This window comes from Flavobacterium chilense (genome assembly GCF_001602525.1).
GTDB classification, from domain to species: Bacteria; Bacteroidota; Bacteroidia; order Flavobacteriales; family Flavobacteriaceae; genus Flavobacterium; species Flavobacterium chilense.
Window position 1 is genome coordinate 112,069 of sequence record NZ_LSYT01000005.1, and the last position, 18,297, is coordinate 130,365.

At 34.1% G+C, this 18,297-nt stretch carries 12 protein-coding genes; 7 read left to right on the forward strand and 5 right to left on the reverse strand.

The window, feature by feature from the left end; translation table 11 throughout:
* Nucleotides 1–9 precede the first annotated feature (9 nt).
* Nucleotides 10–2,652 carry a DNA gyrase subunit A gene (gyrA, locus tag A4F88_RS13215; protein WP_068843085.1) on the reverse strand — a complete coding sequence of 881 codons (2,643 nt, stop codon included), beginning with the start codon at nucleotides 2,650–2,652 and terminating at the stop codon, nucleotides 10–12.
* Nucleotides 2,653–2,910: 258 nt separating this feature from the next.
* On the opposite strand from gyrA, the gene A4F88_RS13220 reads away from it, so the two are divergent.
* The 6 genes from A4F88_RS13220 (at nucleotide 2,911) to A4F88_RS13245 (ending at nucleotide 9,955) form a co-directional block, all read left to right on the forward strand.
* A complete protein-coding gene (locus A4F88_RS13220) occupies nucleotides 2,911–5,457 on the forward strand; it encodes an ATP-dependent Clp protease ATP-binding subunit (RefSeq protein WP_068843086.1) in 2,547 nt (848 codons plus the stop codon).
* 140 nt (nucleotides 5,458–5,597) lie between these two features.
* On the forward strand, nucleotides 5,598–6,968 hold the full coding sequence (gene rimK, locus A4F88_RS13225; RefSeq protein ID WP_068843087.1) for a 30S ribosomal protein S6--L-glutamate ligase: 1,371 nt from the start codon (nucleotides 5,598–5,600) through the stop codon (nucleotides 6,966–6,968).
* 107 nt (nucleotides 6,969–7,075) lie between these two features.
* A complete protein-coding gene (locus tag A4F88_RS13230; RefSeq protein WP_068843304.1) occupies nucleotides 7,076–7,597 on the forward strand; it encodes a DUF421 domain-containing protein in 522 nt (173 codons plus the stop codon).
* 98 nt (nucleotides 7,598–7,695) lie between these two features.
* Nucleotides 7,696–8,031: a PadR family transcriptional regulator gene (locus A4F88_RS13235; RefSeq protein ID WP_068843088.1), complete on the forward strand. Its 336-nt coding sequence runs from the start codon at nucleotides 7,696–7,698 to the stop codon at nucleotides 8,029–8,031.
* Entirely contained in the window at nucleotides 8,028–8,645 is a 618-nt protein-coding gene (locus A4F88_RS13240; RefSeq protein WP_068843089.1) for a hypothetical protein, read from the forward strand. The genes A4F88_RS13235 and A4F88_RS13240 overlap by 4 nt, the downstream gene beginning before the upstream one ends.
* On the forward strand, nucleotides 8,642–9,955 hold the full coding sequence (locus A4F88_RS13245; RefSeq protein ID WP_178368474.1) for a serine hydrolase domain-containing protein: 1,314 nt from the start codon (nucleotides 8,642–8,644) through the stop codon (nucleotides 9,953–9,955). Before A4F88_RS13240 ends, A4F88_RS13245 begins: the two co-directional genes overlap by 4 nt.
* Before the next feature lie 62 nt (nucleotides 9,956–10,017).
* Here the strand turns inward: A4F88_RS13245 and A4F88_RS13250 are convergent, their stop codons facing one another.
* The 4 genes from A4F88_RS13250 to hutH all read right to left on the reverse strand — a co-directional run bounded on the left by A4F88_RS13250 (nucleotide 10,018) and on the right by hutH (nucleotide 15,109).
* Nucleotides 10,018–11,373, reverse strand: a complete 1,356-nt coding sequence (locus A4F88_RS13250; protein WP_068843091.1) for an SMI1/KNR4 family protein — start codon at nucleotides 11,371–11,373, stop codon at nucleotides 10,018–10,020.
* A 163-nt stretch (nucleotides 11,374–11,536) separates the two neighbouring features.
* Nucleotides 11,537–12,871: an inorganic phosphate transporter gene (locus A4F88_RS13255; protein ID WP_068843092.1), complete on the reverse strand. Its 1,335-nt coding sequence runs from the start codon at nucleotides 12,869–12,871 to the stop codon at nucleotides 11,537–11,539.
* A gap of 30 nt (nucleotides 12,872–12,901) precedes the next feature.
* On the reverse strand, nucleotides 12,902–13,546 hold the full coding sequence (locus A4F88_RS13260) for a DUF47 domain-containing protein (protein WP_068843093.1): 645 nt from the start codon (nucleotides 13,544–13,546) through the stop codon (nucleotides 12,902–12,904).
* A 48-nt stretch (nucleotides 13,547–13,594) separates the two neighbouring features.
* Entirely contained in the window at nucleotides 13,595–15,109 is a 1,515-nt protein-coding gene (gene hutH, locus A4F88_RS13265; protein WP_068843094.1) for a histidine ammonia-lyase, read from the reverse strand.
* Between the two features lie 650 nt (nucleotides 15,110–15,759).
* Here hutH and thrA point away from each other — a divergent pair.
* The gene (thrA, locus tag A4F88_RS13275; protein WP_068843096.1) at nucleotides 15,760–18,207 is read left to right on the forward strand and encodes a bifunctional aspartate kinase/homoserine dehydrogenase I; all 2,448 of its coding nucleotides are present in this window, start codon (nucleotides 15,760–15,762) and stop codon (nucleotides 18,205–18,207) included.
* Nucleotides 18,208–18,297 lie beyond the last annotated feature (90 nt).

Sequence of the window (18,297 nt, forward strand, 5' to 3'; positions counted from 1 at the left end):
GTTATTATTTTATTCTTCAGATTCCTCTTCTTCAGAGTCGTCTTCGTCTTCAATTTCTTCTTCAGAATCGTCATCATCGTCATCCTCCACAGGACCTTCGTCCTCAAGAACCTCTAAATCCGGTTTAACTCTTTCGATAACAGATTCAATAACATTACCATCTTCATCTACAACAACTTCTGCAACATCATCTTTCATAACTTTTGTTACAGCTGCAATAGAATCTTTACCTTTTAAATTAATCAATCGAACTCCTTGCGTTGCACGACCCATTACACGTAAATCTTCAATAGCCATTCTAATCGTTAATCCTGATTTATTAATAATCATCAAATCATCAGCATCTGTTACTGCATTGATCGAAATTAATTTTCCGGTTTTTTCAGTAATATTAAGCGTTTTAACTCCTTTTCCTCCACGATTCGTGATTCTGTAAACATCTTCTCCATCGTCATCCACTAATTTGGTACGTTTTCCGTATCCATTTTCAGTTACAACTAAGATCTGTGAATCATTAACATCTTCTTTCGCAACAGTAACCATACCGATTACTTCATCAGTATCATCTTTCAAAGTAATTCCACGAACTCCGGAAGCTGTTCTTCCCATCGGACGTGTTTTGGTTTCTTCAAAACGAACTAATTTACCTGATTTAACAGCTAAAATAATCTGGCTTTCTCCGTTAGTTAATTGCGCTCCCATTAATTCATCACCTTCTTTAATTGTGATCGCTGCAACTCCATTTACCCTTGGTTTAGAATATTTCTCTAAAGAAGTTTTCTTAACCTGACCTTGTTTAGTTACCATAACAAGGTTATGACTGTTGATATAATCTTTGTCTTTTAAGTCCTGAGTACAAATAAAAGCTTTTACTTTATCATCACTTTCAATATTCACCAGGTTCTGAATTGCTCTACCTTTTGCAGTTTTACTTCCTTCCGGAATTTCATAAACACGCATCCAGAAACATTTTCCTTTTTGTGTAAAGAACATCATATATTGATGGTTGGTCGCAACGAACATATGCTCAAGGAAATCCTGATCTCTTGTTCCTGCACTTTTTTGACCAACTCCACCTCTGTTTTGAGTTTTATATTCTGTAAGGTTTGTACGTTTGATGTAACCAGCGTGCGAAATTGTAATAACTACATTCTCATCAGCAATTAAATCTTCGATACTCACATCTCCACCAGAATATTCGATTTTAGAACGACGCTCATCTCCGTATTTCTCGCGAATTTCTTCAAGCTCTTCTTTAATTAAGTTAGTTCTCAAATTTACATCTGCTAATAAAGCTTTCAAATGCTCAATTAACTTCATTAATTCTTCAAACTCTGCTCTTAACTTATCTTGTTCCAGACCTGTTAACTGACGTAAACGCATCTCAACAATAGCACGAGCCTGAATATCTGATAAACTAAATCTTTCGATTAATTTCTCACGGGCTTCTTCTGTATTTTTAGAACCTCTGATGATCGCAATTACTTCATCAATATTGTCAGAAGCAATAATTAAACCTTCTAAAATATGAGCTCTTTCTTCTGCTTTACGCAATTCAAACTGCGTTCTTCTTACTACTACATCATGACGGTGCTCAATAAAATAGTGAATCATATCTTTTAGATTCAACATTTGTGGGCGGCCTTTTACCAATGCAATATTGTTTACACTGAAAGAGGATTGTAATGAAGTAAATTTATATAAAGTATTCAAAACTACGTTTGGCGTAGCATCACGTTTCAGGATGTAAACGATACGCATACCATTTCTATCTGATTCGTCACGAATATTCGCAATACCTTCAATTTTTTTATCGTTTACCAAATCAGCCGTACGTTTGATCATTTCGGCTTTATTCACCTGATACGGAATCTCGGTAACAATAATACATTCTCTTCCGTCAACTTCTTCAAAACCAACTTTTGCACGCATGACAATACGTCCTCTACCTGTTTTAAAAGCTTCACGAACACCTTCATAACCATATATTACACCACCGGTTGGAAAATCGGGAGCTTTAATATGTGTCATTAATTCGTCTACTTCAATATCGTTATTATCAAGATATGCTAATGTACCATTAATAACCTCAGTTAAATTGTGTGGTGGCATATTGGTTGCCATACCTACTGCAATACCTGTCGCTCCGTTTACTAATAAAGTTGGAACTCTTGTAGGCATTACTTTTGGTTCATATAAGGTATCGTCAAAGTTAAGTTGAAAGTCAACTGTTTCTTTTTCGATATCTGCCATAATATCTTCTGAGATTTTACGCATTCTGGCCTCAGTATAACGCATTGCTGCCGGACTGTCTCCATCGACAGATCCAAAGTTACCCTGACCATCAACTAATAAATATCGCATACTCCACTCCTGAGCCATACGAACCATTGCATCATAAACAGAGGTATCACCGTGCGGGTGATATTTACCCAAAACCTCCCCTACGATTCTTGCAGATTTTTTGTGGGCTGATCTTGACGTTACACCTAAATCATACATTCCGTAAAGAACTCTTCGATGCACTGGTTTCAAGCCATCTCTAACATCAGGAAGCGCTCTCGATACGATTACTGACATCGAATAATCGATGTAAGCTGATTTCATTTCATCTTCAATGTTAATAGGAATTAACCTTTCTCCTTCAGACATAAGTTGTTATGTTTAAATAATTATATTAGTTTCAAAGCGTGCCAAGATACGTTTTTTTCGAATTTTTTCAGCTATTTCCTTACACTTATTTCAATGATTTATTAACAACTTTATTTTTATTTTTAGTTAATAAATTAAGCGTTTTTTAACGCTTTTATTGTTATTTTTTTTGTCTATTAGCTGACAGTAGTTCTCAATGGGTACGGTTTTTGTTTTTCAAACTGTAATTCACTAAATTTACAATACCAATTATATATTATGGATGATAATTTTTCACCAAGAGTAAAAGATGTTATTACATACAGTAAAGAAGAAGCCCTTCGTTTAGGACACGACTTTATTGGTACTGAACATCTAATGCTGGGTATTTTAAGAGATGGTAACGGAAAAGCTATTCATATACTTAATAACCTAGCAGTCGATTTAGATCATTTACGCAGGAAAGTAGAAATACTGAGTCCAGCCAACCAGAGCGTTGAGGTAAATGCCGAAAAGAAAAATCTCCATCTTACGCGCCAGGCCGAAAGGGCACTAAAGACTACTTTTCTTGAAGCTAAAGTATTTCAAAGCTCGTCGATTAGCACAGCTCACCTGCTTTTATGCATCTTACGAAACGAAAACGATCCAACAACCAAGCTATTGAATAAGCTAAAAATAGATTATGATGTAGCTAAAGAACAATATTTAAATATGACTCCAAACGAAGAAGAATTCTTAGAAAACTTGCCAAGAAACGAATCGTATAATGACGATTCAGGACAAGATGACAGTCTAAAAGAAAGTAGTTTCAATAATCCAGCCAATAAGTCAAACAAAAAATCGAAGACTCCGGTTTTAGATAATTTTGGGAGAGATTTAACAGAAATGGCGGAAGAAGGAAAACTTGATCCTGTTGTAGGACGCGAAAAAGAAATTGAACGTGTTTCTCAGATTTTAAGCCGAAGAAAAAAGAACAACCCACTTCTTATTGGAGAACCAGGAGTTGGTAAATCTGCTATTGCAGAAGGTCTCGCACTTCGTATCATACAAAAGAAAGTATCCCGTATCCTTTTTCACAAACGTGTTGTAACGCTGGATTTGGCAAGTTTAGTTGCTGGAACAAAATACAGAGGACAGTTTGAAGAAAGAATGAAAGCCGTAATGAACGAGCTGGAGAAAAACGACGATATCATTCTTTTTATTGACGAAATTCACACTATCGTAGGTGCTGGCGGAGCAACAGGTTCACTTGATGCTTCAAACATGTTTAAACCTGCTTTAGCAAGAGGCGAAATACAATGTATTGGTGCTACAACACTTGACGAGTACAGACAATATATTGAAAAAGACGGCGCACTCGAAAGACGTTTCCAAAAAGTAATTGTAGAGCCAACTTCTGTTGAGGAAACAATCGCTATTTTGAACAACGTTAAAGACAAATACGAAGATCACCATAATGTTACCTATACTCAGGAAGCCATTGAAGCTTGTGTTAAATTAACGAACAGATATATGTCTGAGCGTTTCTTACCAGACAAAGCGATTGATGCTATGGATGAGGCGGGATCACGTGTACACATCACTAATATTGACGTCCCAAAACAGATTTTAGATTTGGAACGTCAGTTAGAAGAAGTTCGCGAAATGAAAAATATGGTAGTTAAAAAACAAAAATATGAAGAAGCTGCCAAACTTCGCGACGATGAAAAACGTATTGAAAAAGATTTAGCCGTTGCTCAGGAACAATGGGAAGAAGACTCTAAAAACAACAGAATTGAAGTTACAGAAGATAATGTAGCCGATGTTGTTTCGATGATGACCGGAATTCCTGTAAACAGAATTGCACAAACAGAAAGCAACAAATTAGCTCAATTACCTGAATTAATTCAGAATAAAGTAATTGGTCAAAATGAAGCAGTTCTTAAAATTGCACGTTCTATTCAGCGTAACAGAGCCGGACTTAAAGATCCTAACAAACCAATTGGTTCGTTCATTTTCTTAGGTCAGACCGGGGTTGGTAAAACACAATTAGCAAAAGTATTAGCAAAAGAATTATTCGATTCTGAAGATGCGTTAGTTCGTATCGACATGAGTGAATACATGGAAAAATTTGCAATCTCTCGTTTAGTTGGAGCGCCTCCGGGATACGTAGGTTACGAAGAAGGCGGACAGTTGACTGAAAAAGTTCGCAGAAAACCATATTGTGTTGTTCTTTTAGACGAGATCGAAAAAGCGCATCCGGATGTGTTTAATATGATGTTACAAGTTCTTGATGATGGATATCTAACAGATAGTTTAGGTCGCAAAATCGACTTTAAAAACACTATCATTATCATGACATCCAACGTTGGAGCACGTCAGTTAAAAGATTTTGGACAAGGTGTTGGATTTGGAACTGCTGCAAAAGTAGCTCAGGCCGATGAAAACTCAAAAAGCATTATCGAAAATGCATTGAAAAAAACTTTTGCTCCTGAATTCTTAAACAGAATTGATGATGTAATTGTATTTAACAGTCTTGAAAAAGCAGATATTGATTTAATTATCGAAATCGAACTTAAAAAACTGTATTTACGTATCGCTGAATTAGGTTATAAATTAAGCTTAACCGATAAAGCAAAAGCTTTTATTGCAGACAAAGGTTTCGACAAACAATTTGGTGCAAGACCGCTAAAAAGAGCTATTCAGAAATATGTTGAAGATTTACTGGCAGAAGAAATCATCACTTCAAAAATACATTCAGGTGATGAAATCTTAATGGATTTAAAAGATGATTCTCAAGAACTATCAGTAGAAATTCACAAAGCCGAAGAGCCTACAAATCAATAAAATGATTTAAAATTATAACAGAATTAATATACCCGTTACGTTTTCATAACATAACGGGTATTTTTTTTGAGTAATTTACTATCTTTAGTAAAAGCAAATAGCTATTTTTGAATATTAAATTTTATAATACAAAACAACGTATGCTTCAAAACAAAGTCATTTTAGGTAGCGAAGAATGGTGCTCATTTCCAGAACTTGGAATCCCGACAATCAAGGCCCGAGTAGATTCCGGAGCCAAAACTTCGGCGATGCACGCTATAAACATAGCTCCTTTTATAAAAAATGATGCTAATTGGGTTAAATTTGACATTAATCCAATTCAGAATAATATTAAAACCATCATTCATTGCGAAGCTCCGTTGGTGGATAAAAGAATTGTAAAAAGTTCAAGTGGTTTTAGAGAACATCGCTACGTAATTCAGACGCATTTAAAAATTGGTGATGTAAAATGGCCAATCGAAATGACTTTGACCAATCGTGACTCAATGGGTTTCAGAATGCTTTTAGGACGTGAGGCCATGAGCGGACGTGTACTGGTTGATCCTGAAGAAAAATATTTACTGGGACAACCTACAACTGAAGCTTTAAAAGAATTATACCAAAACTCTGAAAAAGCTACTTCCGGTTTGCGTATTGGACTTTTAGCCAGTAATCCTGAATTATACAGTAATAAAAGAATCATGGAAGCAGGTGAAATGCGTGGTCATGAAATGCATTTTTTGAACATCAAAGAATGCTACATGAAACTGGATGCCAAAACTCCGGAAATTCATTATCGCGGCGGAAAAATATTAAATCAATTTGACGCTATTATCCCTAGAATCCGACCAAGCATCACCTTTTACGGTTGTGCTTTAACACGTCAGTTTGAAGCTTTAAAGGTTTTCGTTTTAAATTCGGCTACAGCCATAACACAATCGAGAGATAAATTATATTCTCTTCAATTGCTTTTAAACAGCGGAATTGATATTCCAACAACTGGTTTTGCCAATTCTCCCCTTGATACTGACAACTTAATCAAAATGGTTGGCGGCTCACCTTTAATTGTAAAATTACTGGAAGGAACACAAGGAAAAGGAGTTGTTCTTGCCGAAACTAAAAAAGCAGCAGAAAGTGTTATTAATGCTTTTAAAAGCTTAAATGCCAATATCTTAGTTCAGGAGTTTATTAAAGAAGCTAACGGAAAAGATATTCGTTGTTTTGTAATTGACGGAAAAGTAGTGGCTGCCATTCAGCGTGAAGCGATGCCGGGAGAATTCAGAGCAAATATTCACCTTGGCGGAACAGCATCTGTCATAAAAGTTACTGCCGAAGAAAAAAAGATTGCCATAAAAGCCGCAAAAGCAATGGATTTAAAAGTGGCTGGTGTTGATATTATTCGTTCTTCAAAAGGACCATTATTACTTGAAGTAAATTCTTCTCCTGGTCTTGAAGGAATCGAAGGCGCTACAAATAAAGATGTTGCCGGAGAAATGATCAAAGCTATTGAGAAGAATTTCAAACTTTGTTAAATTCATTTAAACTTAATATCCCATAAATAATTTAGCAGCTTTGTCAAAGTTTAAAACTTTGACAAAGCTTTTTTATTTAACTTTAATAAAACAAAAGAATAAAAATGATGCAATTTCCCTATTTAGATATCATATTAAGAAGTGTTGCTGTTTATTTTTTCATGACAATAGCACTTCGTGTTTTCGGAAAAAAAGAACTTTCGCAATTAAACACTGCCGATATTATTCTGATTTTATTGATTAGTAACTCCGTTCAAAATGCTATGGTTGGTCCTGACACAAGTCTTTCAGGAGGTCTGGTTGCGGCACTGGTTTTATTCGTTATTAATTTTGCCATCAAAAAATTAACTCATAAATATAAAATACTAAACGATTTACTTCTAGACAAACCCGAAATCTTAATTCATGACGGCAAACTGGATTTTAAAAGTTTAAGTAAATTAGACATTTCAGACGAAGAACTAAAAGAAGCCATGCGCGAACATGGTTTAGAATATTTTAAAGATGTTAAACTGGCTATGCTCGAAATAGACGGAACTATCAGCATCATTTCTGAAGACAAAAAGAGTCTAAAACAAACCAACTACAAGCGAAAACACAATCGCAAAAACCTGCAAAAGCAGTTCTAAAACAAACAAACCATTAAAAATCAAAACATTAAAAGCTTGTATTAAAAAACTTAGCTATATACTTTGTTATACTATGTATTTTGTTATACATTAGCAACATGAACGAAACATTTGTAACAAACTGGAAATCGCAGGTAAAGAAAGGTACACTAACTTTCATTATTCTGAATGTGCTCAAAAACAATGAGTATTACGGTTATGAACTTATCGAACAAATAAGAAAGCATACCGAAATAGAAATTGCAGAAGGAACGCTTTATCCTTTAATGAATCGGTTAAAAACAGAAGAATTGGTCGATTCGAAATGGGTTGAACAGGAAACAGGAATTCCCCGAAAGTATTACTCGCTAACTGAAGCCGGAATTGAAACACTGAATCAGATGAATATCTATTGGGAAAATCTTGAGAAATCAATTAAAAAAATCATTCAATGAGAATAGAAGATCTAAAATTTGAACAAAAAGCTTCACAGCGAATTTATAACGATTATATGAAGCGCATTAGAAAAGTAACGGCTTCATTATCAAAAATAAACCAGGATGATATTTACATGGAATTCAATAGCCATATTTTTGAAGCGATCCAGCACAAAAAAGAAACCAACGAAATAGATGCTCTTTTAGATATTATAGAAAAACTGGGCATTCCGGAAGAAGTCTTAAAACCACTTGTAGCCGATAAAAAACTGGAACAGGCAACCAGAACATTCAACCCGGTTCATGTTTTTAAGGCATTAATCTTAAACTTCACCAATGGTATTTCATATATCCTTTTCTTTATTTTATACCTGTTTTTGTTTGGTTTCGTATTCCTGATTTTTGCTAAAATCGTCAATCCGTCCCTGGTTGGTTTATATGTTAACAAACAATCCCTTTCTGTAGTGGTTCTTGGAATGATGAATCCAGAAAGTCAAATTAAAAACCAGACAACAGAAATACTTGGAAACTGGTTTATTCCGGCAATGTTATTTTCTATCGTATTCTTTTATTTCCTTATCACCCTATTACTAAAATTCAAAAAATCAATCAACCAAAAAACACCATTATGAAAAAAATTATTACCGGTTTATTTGCTCTTATTGCTACGAGCGCGTTTTCACAAACATTCAATACTGTACGTCTTGACAGCTTGTTTATGCTATTGGAGAAAAACAATAAATTTATGGGCAGTATTGCGATTTCTGAAAACGGAAAAACTGTTTACACCAAATCAATTGGATATGATGATGTTGCGGCTTCAGAAAAATCAAATATAAACACCAAATACAGAATAGGATCTATCTCTAAAACATTTACTGCCACTCTTGTTTTTAAAGCTATAGAAGAAAAGAAAATCAATCTGGATCAAACTATCGACAAGTATTTTCCAACAATAAAAAATGCTACAAAAATCACTATCAGTAATTTATTAAACCACAGAAGCGGTATTCATGATTTTACAAATGATAGTGATTACTTAAAATGGAATACTCAGTTTCAGCCCAGAGCAAAAATGATTGAGCGCATTAATGCCGGAGAAGCTGCATTTGAACCTGATACAAAAGGCCAATACAGCAACTCTAATTATATATTATTATCTTATATACTTGAAGATGTCTACAAGAAGCCATTTAGCGAAATTCTGAGTCAAAAAATTGCAAGACCTTTAAATCTAAAAAACACTTATTTGGGCGGGAAAATTAGTCTGGCAAATAATGAATGTTATTCTTATACCCTTTCCGGAAAATGGGAAAAAGAAAATGAGACAGACATATCTATTCCGCTTGGAGCCGGAGGCATTGTTTCTAATCCAACTGATTTAAATCTTTTTATTGAAGGTCTTTTTGCCGGAAAAATTATTTCTGCAGAACATTTAAATCAAATGAAAACGGTTAAAGAGAAATTTGGTATGGGAATTTTTGAATTTCCGTTTTTCGAAACAAAAAGCTACGGTCATACTGGAGGAATTGATGGTTTCAGAGCTGTTGTAAGCTATTTCCCGACTGAAAAAATAGCATTAGCAATAACCTCCAACGGATTAGGTTATGATTACAACAACATCTTATTATGCGCTTTAAGCTCTTATTTTAACAAGCCATATAAAATGCCTTCTTTTAGTAATATTTCAGTTTCAGCAGCAACTCTTGATGCTTATTCAGGAATTTATGCCAGTTCACAAGTTCCGTTAAAAATTAATATCTCTAAAAAAGACAATACACTGATTGCACAAGCAAACGGACAACCCTCTTTTCCTTTAGAATCTACTACTGTAAATAGTTTCAAATTTGATCCGGCCGGAATTGTTTTAGAATTTAATGCCGAGAAAAAAGAGATGCTTTTAAAACAAGGCGGAAAAGAATATCTTTTTCAAAAAGAATAAAAAATAGGATTTTAAAGAACATAAAAAAAGCTGATTTCTTAATACGGAATCAGCTTTTTATTTTAATTGTCTACATTGATTGCTTTTATACTAGTGTTCGTTAAACCAAATGGTTTTAATCTATGATTAAGATTAACAAGAATATAATCTTCTTCCACAAGGTATTTTTCAGCAATGCGTTTGTAATATTTCAAAAGTTTACGATCTTCTACTCCATCTAAAGCCTGCAAAACGATATGCACAACCCTATTCGAATTATCGTTCAAACCATCAATAAAAACATCCAGATAATCAGCTTTATTCTCCAATTGTCCAAGCGAATAATAAGCGCTAACTCTTATATTTTCATTATCATTAGAGGCAAAAGGAACAACAATATCTCCGTAATCCAGATTCATTTCTTCCAGCAAATAGGTACAAAACACAAATGTTTTCTCGTCATTTATCTGATCAATGTTAGCTTTAATAATTTCCAGCCAATCAGAGCTTTTATCTTTGGCATACCAGAATACAAATTGAAAAACATCTAACAGGCTTTCTTTTGTAAATTCAACCAGATAAGGATATACTTTTGCATAATCAAACTTGGTAAGGATCTGAAGCAATACTTTTCGAATTTCACCTGAATTTAATTTATATTGTTCCTCAAGTATATCAATCGTTTCTGAATTCAGTTTTTCTTTTTTCAAGAATGCATATAAACATTCCATTTTTACTTCTTCATCTTTTGCAGAAAGATAGCCTTTTAAAATATGTTTTGGAGTTCCTCCCAATGTATAACTAAACAATTTCTCCTGATTTTCTTTTACATCCTCAGGTATAATTTCATCAAGCCATCTCTCATACCAATCCAAAAAATTCAATTCAGAAACAAAATATGGTTTCTGCCTGTCAATATCAACATTTACAATCCTTCCTTTAAAATCTCCATTCAAAACCAATGCCGAATAATATGTACAACCCTGACTACTAAGCGGTAAAATGCCCGAAAAGATCTTTCCTGATTCACTATCATAATCTTCATCAGAAATAGTATCACTCTCAATATTTTCAGTAAGTTCTTTCCAAAATTCAGCGCTCATTTTTGGATACAACTTACAATCTTCTTTTAAAAACTGTTTTGGATTCTCAACAAATTCGTTAAGATTTTTTCCAAACGGAAATATTCCATAACAAGGTCCTGCAGCAGAATTTTGATACGATATTCCTCCATTACCAATATGCAATAAAAATGCTTTATAAGCTTCCGGAAGCATTACATTATATTCATTTTCGAAATCTAAAATCTGATCATTATTTACTGTTTCCCCTAAAAAATATTGATGACTTTCTGCTCCAAATGTCTTTAAATCTTTATCGGCTTCTTTTGCAATAATTAATTTATGTTTAATTCTTTCTATTTGATTTAATTCTTCCATTCTCTAACCTTAATGCTTATTTTTTTATAGTAAATGTAAACACATTATCTCTTTAAACAACCAATATTTTCAAACAAAAAAGCCGGTTTCAATAAAGAAACCGGCTTTTGTTTATGTTTTAAAAATGTGATTTTACTTCTCACATCTTATAAATGTCATTTTATTATGAGATAAACACACTTAAAATAAAATATACTAAACCTGCTAGTAATGCTGAAATTGGAATAGTTAAAATCCATGCCCAGATTAAACTTACTGTTACTCCCCAACGAACTGCAGATACACGTTTTGTCAATCCAACTCCAATAATAGAACCTGTAATCGTGTGCGTTGTACTTACCGGAATTTTTAAATGCTCTGTAAAATAAAGTGTTAAGGCTCCGGCCGTTTCAGCAGCAACTCCTTCAAACGAAGTTACTTTTGTGATTTTAGAACCCATTGTTTTTACAATTTTCCATCCACCACTTAAAGTTCCTGCCGCAATAGCAGAATAACAAGCTAATGGAATCCAGCCCGGCATTACTCCTTTTATTCCTAAATCATCGTTTGGTAAAACAACATCCAACCAGGAATCCATATGAACACCAGGATTTGTGTTGATATAAACTGCAACAGCAGCTGCAATAATACCCATTACTTTTTGAGAATCGTTTCCACCGTGACCTAAACTGAAAGCTGCAGAAGATAATAATTGCATTTTCTTCAAAGCTGCATCTGCCTGATGAAGATTTAAACTACTGAATATTAAACAAAAAGCACTTACAGTTAAGATAATAAAAGCAACTAAAAACCATTTAATATTATGTGCATCAAAAGCTACACTCCAAAAATGAGATTCGAATCTTGGTTTTTCAATCTGTGCATAAGGCACCATTAAAGAACTAACGAACCAAACTGTTGCAATCATTAGTGCAACTGTAAATATCTTAGGATAGATACTTTTACGGGAAGCATTTAACAACCAAATCGAAATTAGATAAGAAGCTAAAGCCCCTAATAATGGTGCTAAAACAATAAAGGCAATAATGATAATAACCCCGGAAGGCATTCCGCCATCTTTTCCGGCTTTATACCAGCTTACAATTTGATACCAGTAATGCGTCGCTCCGTCTGTACCTACATAACCTGAAAAGCCATGTACCGCAATAGCGTGAGCTACTGCTGCTCCTGCAAAACCACCAATTAAAGTATGTGATGAACTTGAAGGAATTCCTAGCCACCAGGTTAATAAATTCCAGCAAATTGCCGCAATCACACCGGCAAGAATTACAACCAGGTTAATTTCCATGGTGTGCGCTGTTTTAGCAACAGTATCCGCAACACCAAATCCGAAAACCCAATAAGCCAAAAAGTTAAAAAATGCTGCCCAAAGAACCGCCTGAAAAGGCGTTAGAACCTTTGTAGCAACAACAGTCGCTATAGCATTTGCCGCATCATGAAAACCATTGATGTAATCAAAAATTAAGGCTAATACTATAATTAATATAAGTAGCGTCATAAAGTTATAACTTCAGAATGAAAAATTGAATTAAGAATGTTTTACAGAAATAGATTCCAGTATATTCGCAACACTCTTACATTTGTCTGTTGCTGATTCTAAAACAGATAATACCTCTTTATATTTGATAATATTTTTAGCATCTGTTTCGTTTTCAAAAATTTCAAAAACTGCTTTGTTATAAACGTTATCAGACTTGTTTTCTAATTTATTAATTCTCGAACAAGCATCTTTAATGACTTTGAAATTTTTTAAATTTCTCAATTCTTTTACTGCACTGTCAATATTTTGACAAGCTTCAAGGTTGATTTCTGTCATCTTTCTGATCGATTTTGTAATCTTATCAACCTGATACAGTCTCATACGGCTAGATGCACCATGAAGGTAATCTGCAACGTTGTCAATTGAAGTAATTAACGTATGAATATCTTCTCTGTCAAATGGAGTAATAAAATTTCTGCTCAACTCCAGGTTAGTCTGACGGGTAATGTCTTCTCCTTTTTGCTCTAATTCGTCAATTTTTTGAAAAAGAATTTCTCTTTCTTTTAATGGTAAATTTACAGCTTCGTGTAAGTTAGAAGCCAGTTCAATTAAATTGCTTGAAGCCTCTTCAAAAAGTGGAAAGAATTTCTTGTCTTTCGGCACTAAAAATTGGAAAATACTGTTTATTGACATTTTTATATTTTTGATAGTGCAAAATTACTTCAATAATATTTTGCAATGTTAAGCCATTGTTAACAAATCGTTTTCAATTTGGAAACTGTCAAGGAATTGAACGGTTTTCTCAATGTCGTAATGCAAAATTCTATCTTCCTTAACCAGAGGAACTACCTCTCTGTAACTGCTTAAAAACATCTCGATAAAGTCACTCGATTTCAAAGGTTCTCTGTAAGCAATTGCCTGCGAAGCATTCAATAATTCGATAGCCAGAATACGTTCTAAATTATCCAGAACACGCAACGCTTTTGTGGCTCCGTTTGCTCCCATACTTACGTGATCTTCCTGTCCGTTACTCGAAACAATACTGTCCACACTTGAAGGTGTTGCCAGTTGTTTATTTTGACTTGCAATACTTGCAGCAGTATATTGCGGAATCATAAATCCTGAATTCAATCCCGGATTATCGACTAAAAATGCCGGAAGATTACGCAATCCTGAGATAAGCTGATAGGTTCTTCTTTCTGAAATACTTCCTAATTCAGCCAAAGCAATTGCCATAAAATCTAAAGCTAAAGCCAAAGGTTGTCCGTGGAAATTACCTCCGGAAATAATCTGATCTGCTTCTATAAATATATTAGGGTTATCAGTAACCGAATTAATCTCTGTTTTGAATACTTTTCGAACATAATCGATCGCATCTTTTGAAGCACCGTGAACCTGAGGCATGCAACGGAAAGAATACGGGTCCTGTACATGTTTTTTCTCCTGGGCAATAATTTCGCTACCATCCAGAAATTCAGTAATACGCTGTGCGGTAACAATTTGTCCTTTGTGCGGACGTATGTAATGAATCAATTCGTTAAAAGGCTCTATTCTTCCATCAAAACCTTCTAATGAAATGGTTCCGATTAAATCTGCCAGATAAGAATATTTGTAGGCTTTTATTAAAATATGAGCTCCATAAGCACTCATAAACTGTGTCCCGTTTAACAAAGCCAAACCTTCTTTTGATTGTAAAACGATTGGTTCCCAGTTAAAATGTTTTAAAACTTCGGCAGAAGCTGTTTTTTTTCCTTCAAATAAAACCTCTCCTTCTCCCAGTAACGGTAAAGACAAATGTGCTAAAGGTGCTAAATCTCCAGAAGCTCCCAAAGAACCCTGAGTATAGATTACAGGTAAAATATCATTGTTGTAAAAATCAACCAAACGATTTACAGTTTGCAACTGAACTCCCGAATGTCCGTAACTTAAAGATTGAATTTTAAGCAACAACATCAGCTTTACAATCTCAGCAGGAACCTCTTCTCCTGTTCCGCAAGCATGAGATTTTACCAGGTTCTCCTGAAGTTGTGATAAATTTTCGTTAGAGATTTTCACATTACAAAGTGATCCAAATCCAGTATTTATGCCATAAATAGGCTCAGAATGTGAAGCCATTTTTTTATCTAAATAATCACGGCATTTTTGAACATTTACTTTAGCTTCTTCTGATAATTCAAGTATTTTTTGATTTACTATAATTTCTTGTAAAGCTTCTAAATTTAAGGTTTCAGTACTTATATAATGGATTTCTCTCATGTTGTTTGTGGTTTTAAACGTCAAAATTCAACAAATCAATATTAAAAAGCAACATTTCTTCACAATAATTAAAATTTGCATCATTTGGATTCTTAACTTTTATGCATTTCATAATCCTTATCATACAAAAAACCAGCTGTTTAATTTGATAAAAAAAATTGCTTTGAATTTTTACTCCGGAAAAAGTTAAAAAACACTTTCCTAGTTAACAGATAGATTAAATTAGTCTTTTTTTGAATCTTTTTTATAAAAAATCAAATACGATTATTCTTTCAGACATTAACAAAAAAAGTCTTAAATATAGGAATAAGACATCTTTAGAGTTCTAATTTTAGCAAATACTCAATATTGAATTATTCAAATTTAAATTATTAAAATATTCGTAAAAAGGATTTTAGGGTTTTTAACTTTTATAAAAAACTGTACTTTTGAAACATCAAAAATGAAAAGTAACAGCACAAAATATCATTCTACAATAACAACTCAAACCGGAGTTGCAATTGCTGCTACCATTATTTCTACTACAACAACTACTACCCCTTAGGGGTATACATTTTTACATATAATCCGGGTTATCTATACTTTTTTCTAAAAAGAAGAAAGGTATTGGATAGATGAAAACATTTGCATAAAAAGAAAAAAATATCACAATGAAAATATTAAAATTTGGCGGAACTTCCGTTGCCAATGCTCAAAATATAAAACTCGTTCTCGAAATTATAAATCAAAAATCTAAGCAGGATAAATTAGTTGTAGTTGTTTCTGCTTTAAGCAAAGTCACTGATTTACTGCAACTCGCAGCAGCAAAAGCAGCGGCAAACGACGAAAGCTTTAGAGAAATTGTAGCCGAAATCGAAAAAAAACACCTTGACACTTTAAAGGAACTTATTCCGGTAAGTGAACAAAGCAGTTTGTTAAGTCATGTAAAAAGAATCATCAATCATTTAGAAACTTTGTTAGACGGCTGTTTCCTTTTAGGAGAATTATCTCCAAGAACTGCCGATACTATTTTAAGTTTTGGTGAACTACTTTCTTCTTACATCATCGCACAGGCATATCAGCAAATTGACAAAGATGTTGTTTACAAAGACAGCCGTGAATTAATTAAAACCAATAATAATTTTGGAAAAGCGGTCGTAAACTTTGAAATTTCAAACCAATTGATTCAGGAATATTTTGCTGAAAATCAATCAAAACTTACTATTCTACCAGGATTTATAGCGCAGACTCTTGACGGAATCACTTCGACTTTAGGACGAGGAGGTTCTGATTATACTGCTGCAATTATTGCCGGAGCTATTGATGCAGAGCAATTGGAAATCTGGACAGATGTGAACGGAATGTTTACTGCAAACCCAAAAATTGTAAAACAAGCGCAGCCTATTGCCACTATTTCGTATCAGGAAGCAATGGAATTATCGCATTTTGGCGCCAAAGTATTGTATCCGCCAACTATTCAGCCTGTTTTAAGAAAAAACATTCCTATTTTAATCAAAAATACTTTTGAACCGGAAGCCGAAGGAACTTTAATTTCCAGTCATGTTTCATCAAAAGACACAGTTGTAAAAGGAATTAGCCATATCGATAATATTTCGTTAGTTACGCTTGAAGGTCCCGGGATGATTGGAGTTTCAGGCTCATCAAAACGTTTGTTTGAGGTATTATCTCAGGAAAAAATCAATGTCATTTTTATTACTCAGGCTTCTTCTGAACACTCCATTTGTATCGGAATTTTAAATTCGGATGCCGATAATGCCGAAGCTGCGATCAATAAAGCTTTTGAAATCGAAATTTCGCAAAACAAAATAGATCCTTGTATTGTTGAAAAAGATCTTTGCATTATTGCGCTGGTTGGTGAAAACATGAAAAATCATCAGGGTTTAAGCGGAAGAATGTTTAGTACTTTAGGGAAAAACAACGTAAACATTCGCGCCATTGCACAAGGTGCTTCTGAAAGAAATATCTCGACTGTAATTAACGAAAGAGACGTTAAAAAAGCATTGAATACATTGCACGAAAACTTCTTTGAAGAAAACACCAAACAGCTCAATTTATTTGTAATGGGAGTTGGAAATGTGGGCGAAAAATTCATCGAGCAAATACACAACCAAAGAAAGTTTTTAAAAGACAATTTAAAAATCAATGTTCGTGTCATTGCCTTATCGAATTCCAGAAAAATGCTTTTCGACGAAGACGGAATTTCTCTAAAAGACTGGCAGTCGACTTTAGACAAGGGTGAAGAAGCAATTGCAACAGAGTTCATCGCACGTGCAAAAGAATTGAACTTACGTAATAGTATTTTTGTTGATATTACAGCAAACTCTAGCGTTTCTGAAATGTATGAGAAGTTCTTAAAACAAAGTATTGCCGTTGTTACCTGCAATAAAATTGCCTGTTCATCTGCTTACGACAATTATAAAAAACTAAAAAACTTATCACGTCAGTACAATGCTCCGTTTTTGTTTGAAACAAATGTTGGTGCAGGATTACCGATTATTGATACCGTAAAAAACTTAATTGCTTCTGGTGATAAAGTGCATAAAATCCAGGCGGTTTTATCCGGAAGTCTGAATTTCATTTTCAACAATTTCGATAAAAACAATTCTTTTCACGATGTAGTAAGAGAAGCCGGAGTTCAGGGATTCACAGAACCAGATCCGAAAATTGATTTAAGCGGAATCGACGTAGCGCGTAAAATCCTGATTCTGATTCGCGAAAGCGGTTACGAAATGGACATCGACGCCATCGCAAACGAATCATTCCTGCCTGCAGAATGTTTAGCGACAACAAACAACGAAGACTTTTTTGCTTCGTTAATCAAACATGCTTCTCATTTTGAAGGTATTTACAGTGAAGCTTTAGTAAAAGATTCAAGATTGAAATACGTAGCGCAATTCGAAAACGGAAAAGCCAGTGTTGGTCTTCAATTCATTCCAAAAGATCATCCTTTTTACAATCTGGAAGGAAAAGACAATATCGTCTTGTTCTACACAGATCGTTACGTAGATCAGCCTTTATTGATCAAAGGAGCCGGAGCCGGTGCAGCTGTGACTGCTTCAGGAATTTTTGCAGATGTAATTCGAATTGGTAATGTATAGCCGCTAAGGCACTAAGACGCTAAGTTTCTAAGTTTTTTTTATACTTAGTATCTTAGAAACTTAGCATCTCAGAAACTATAAAAATAAACT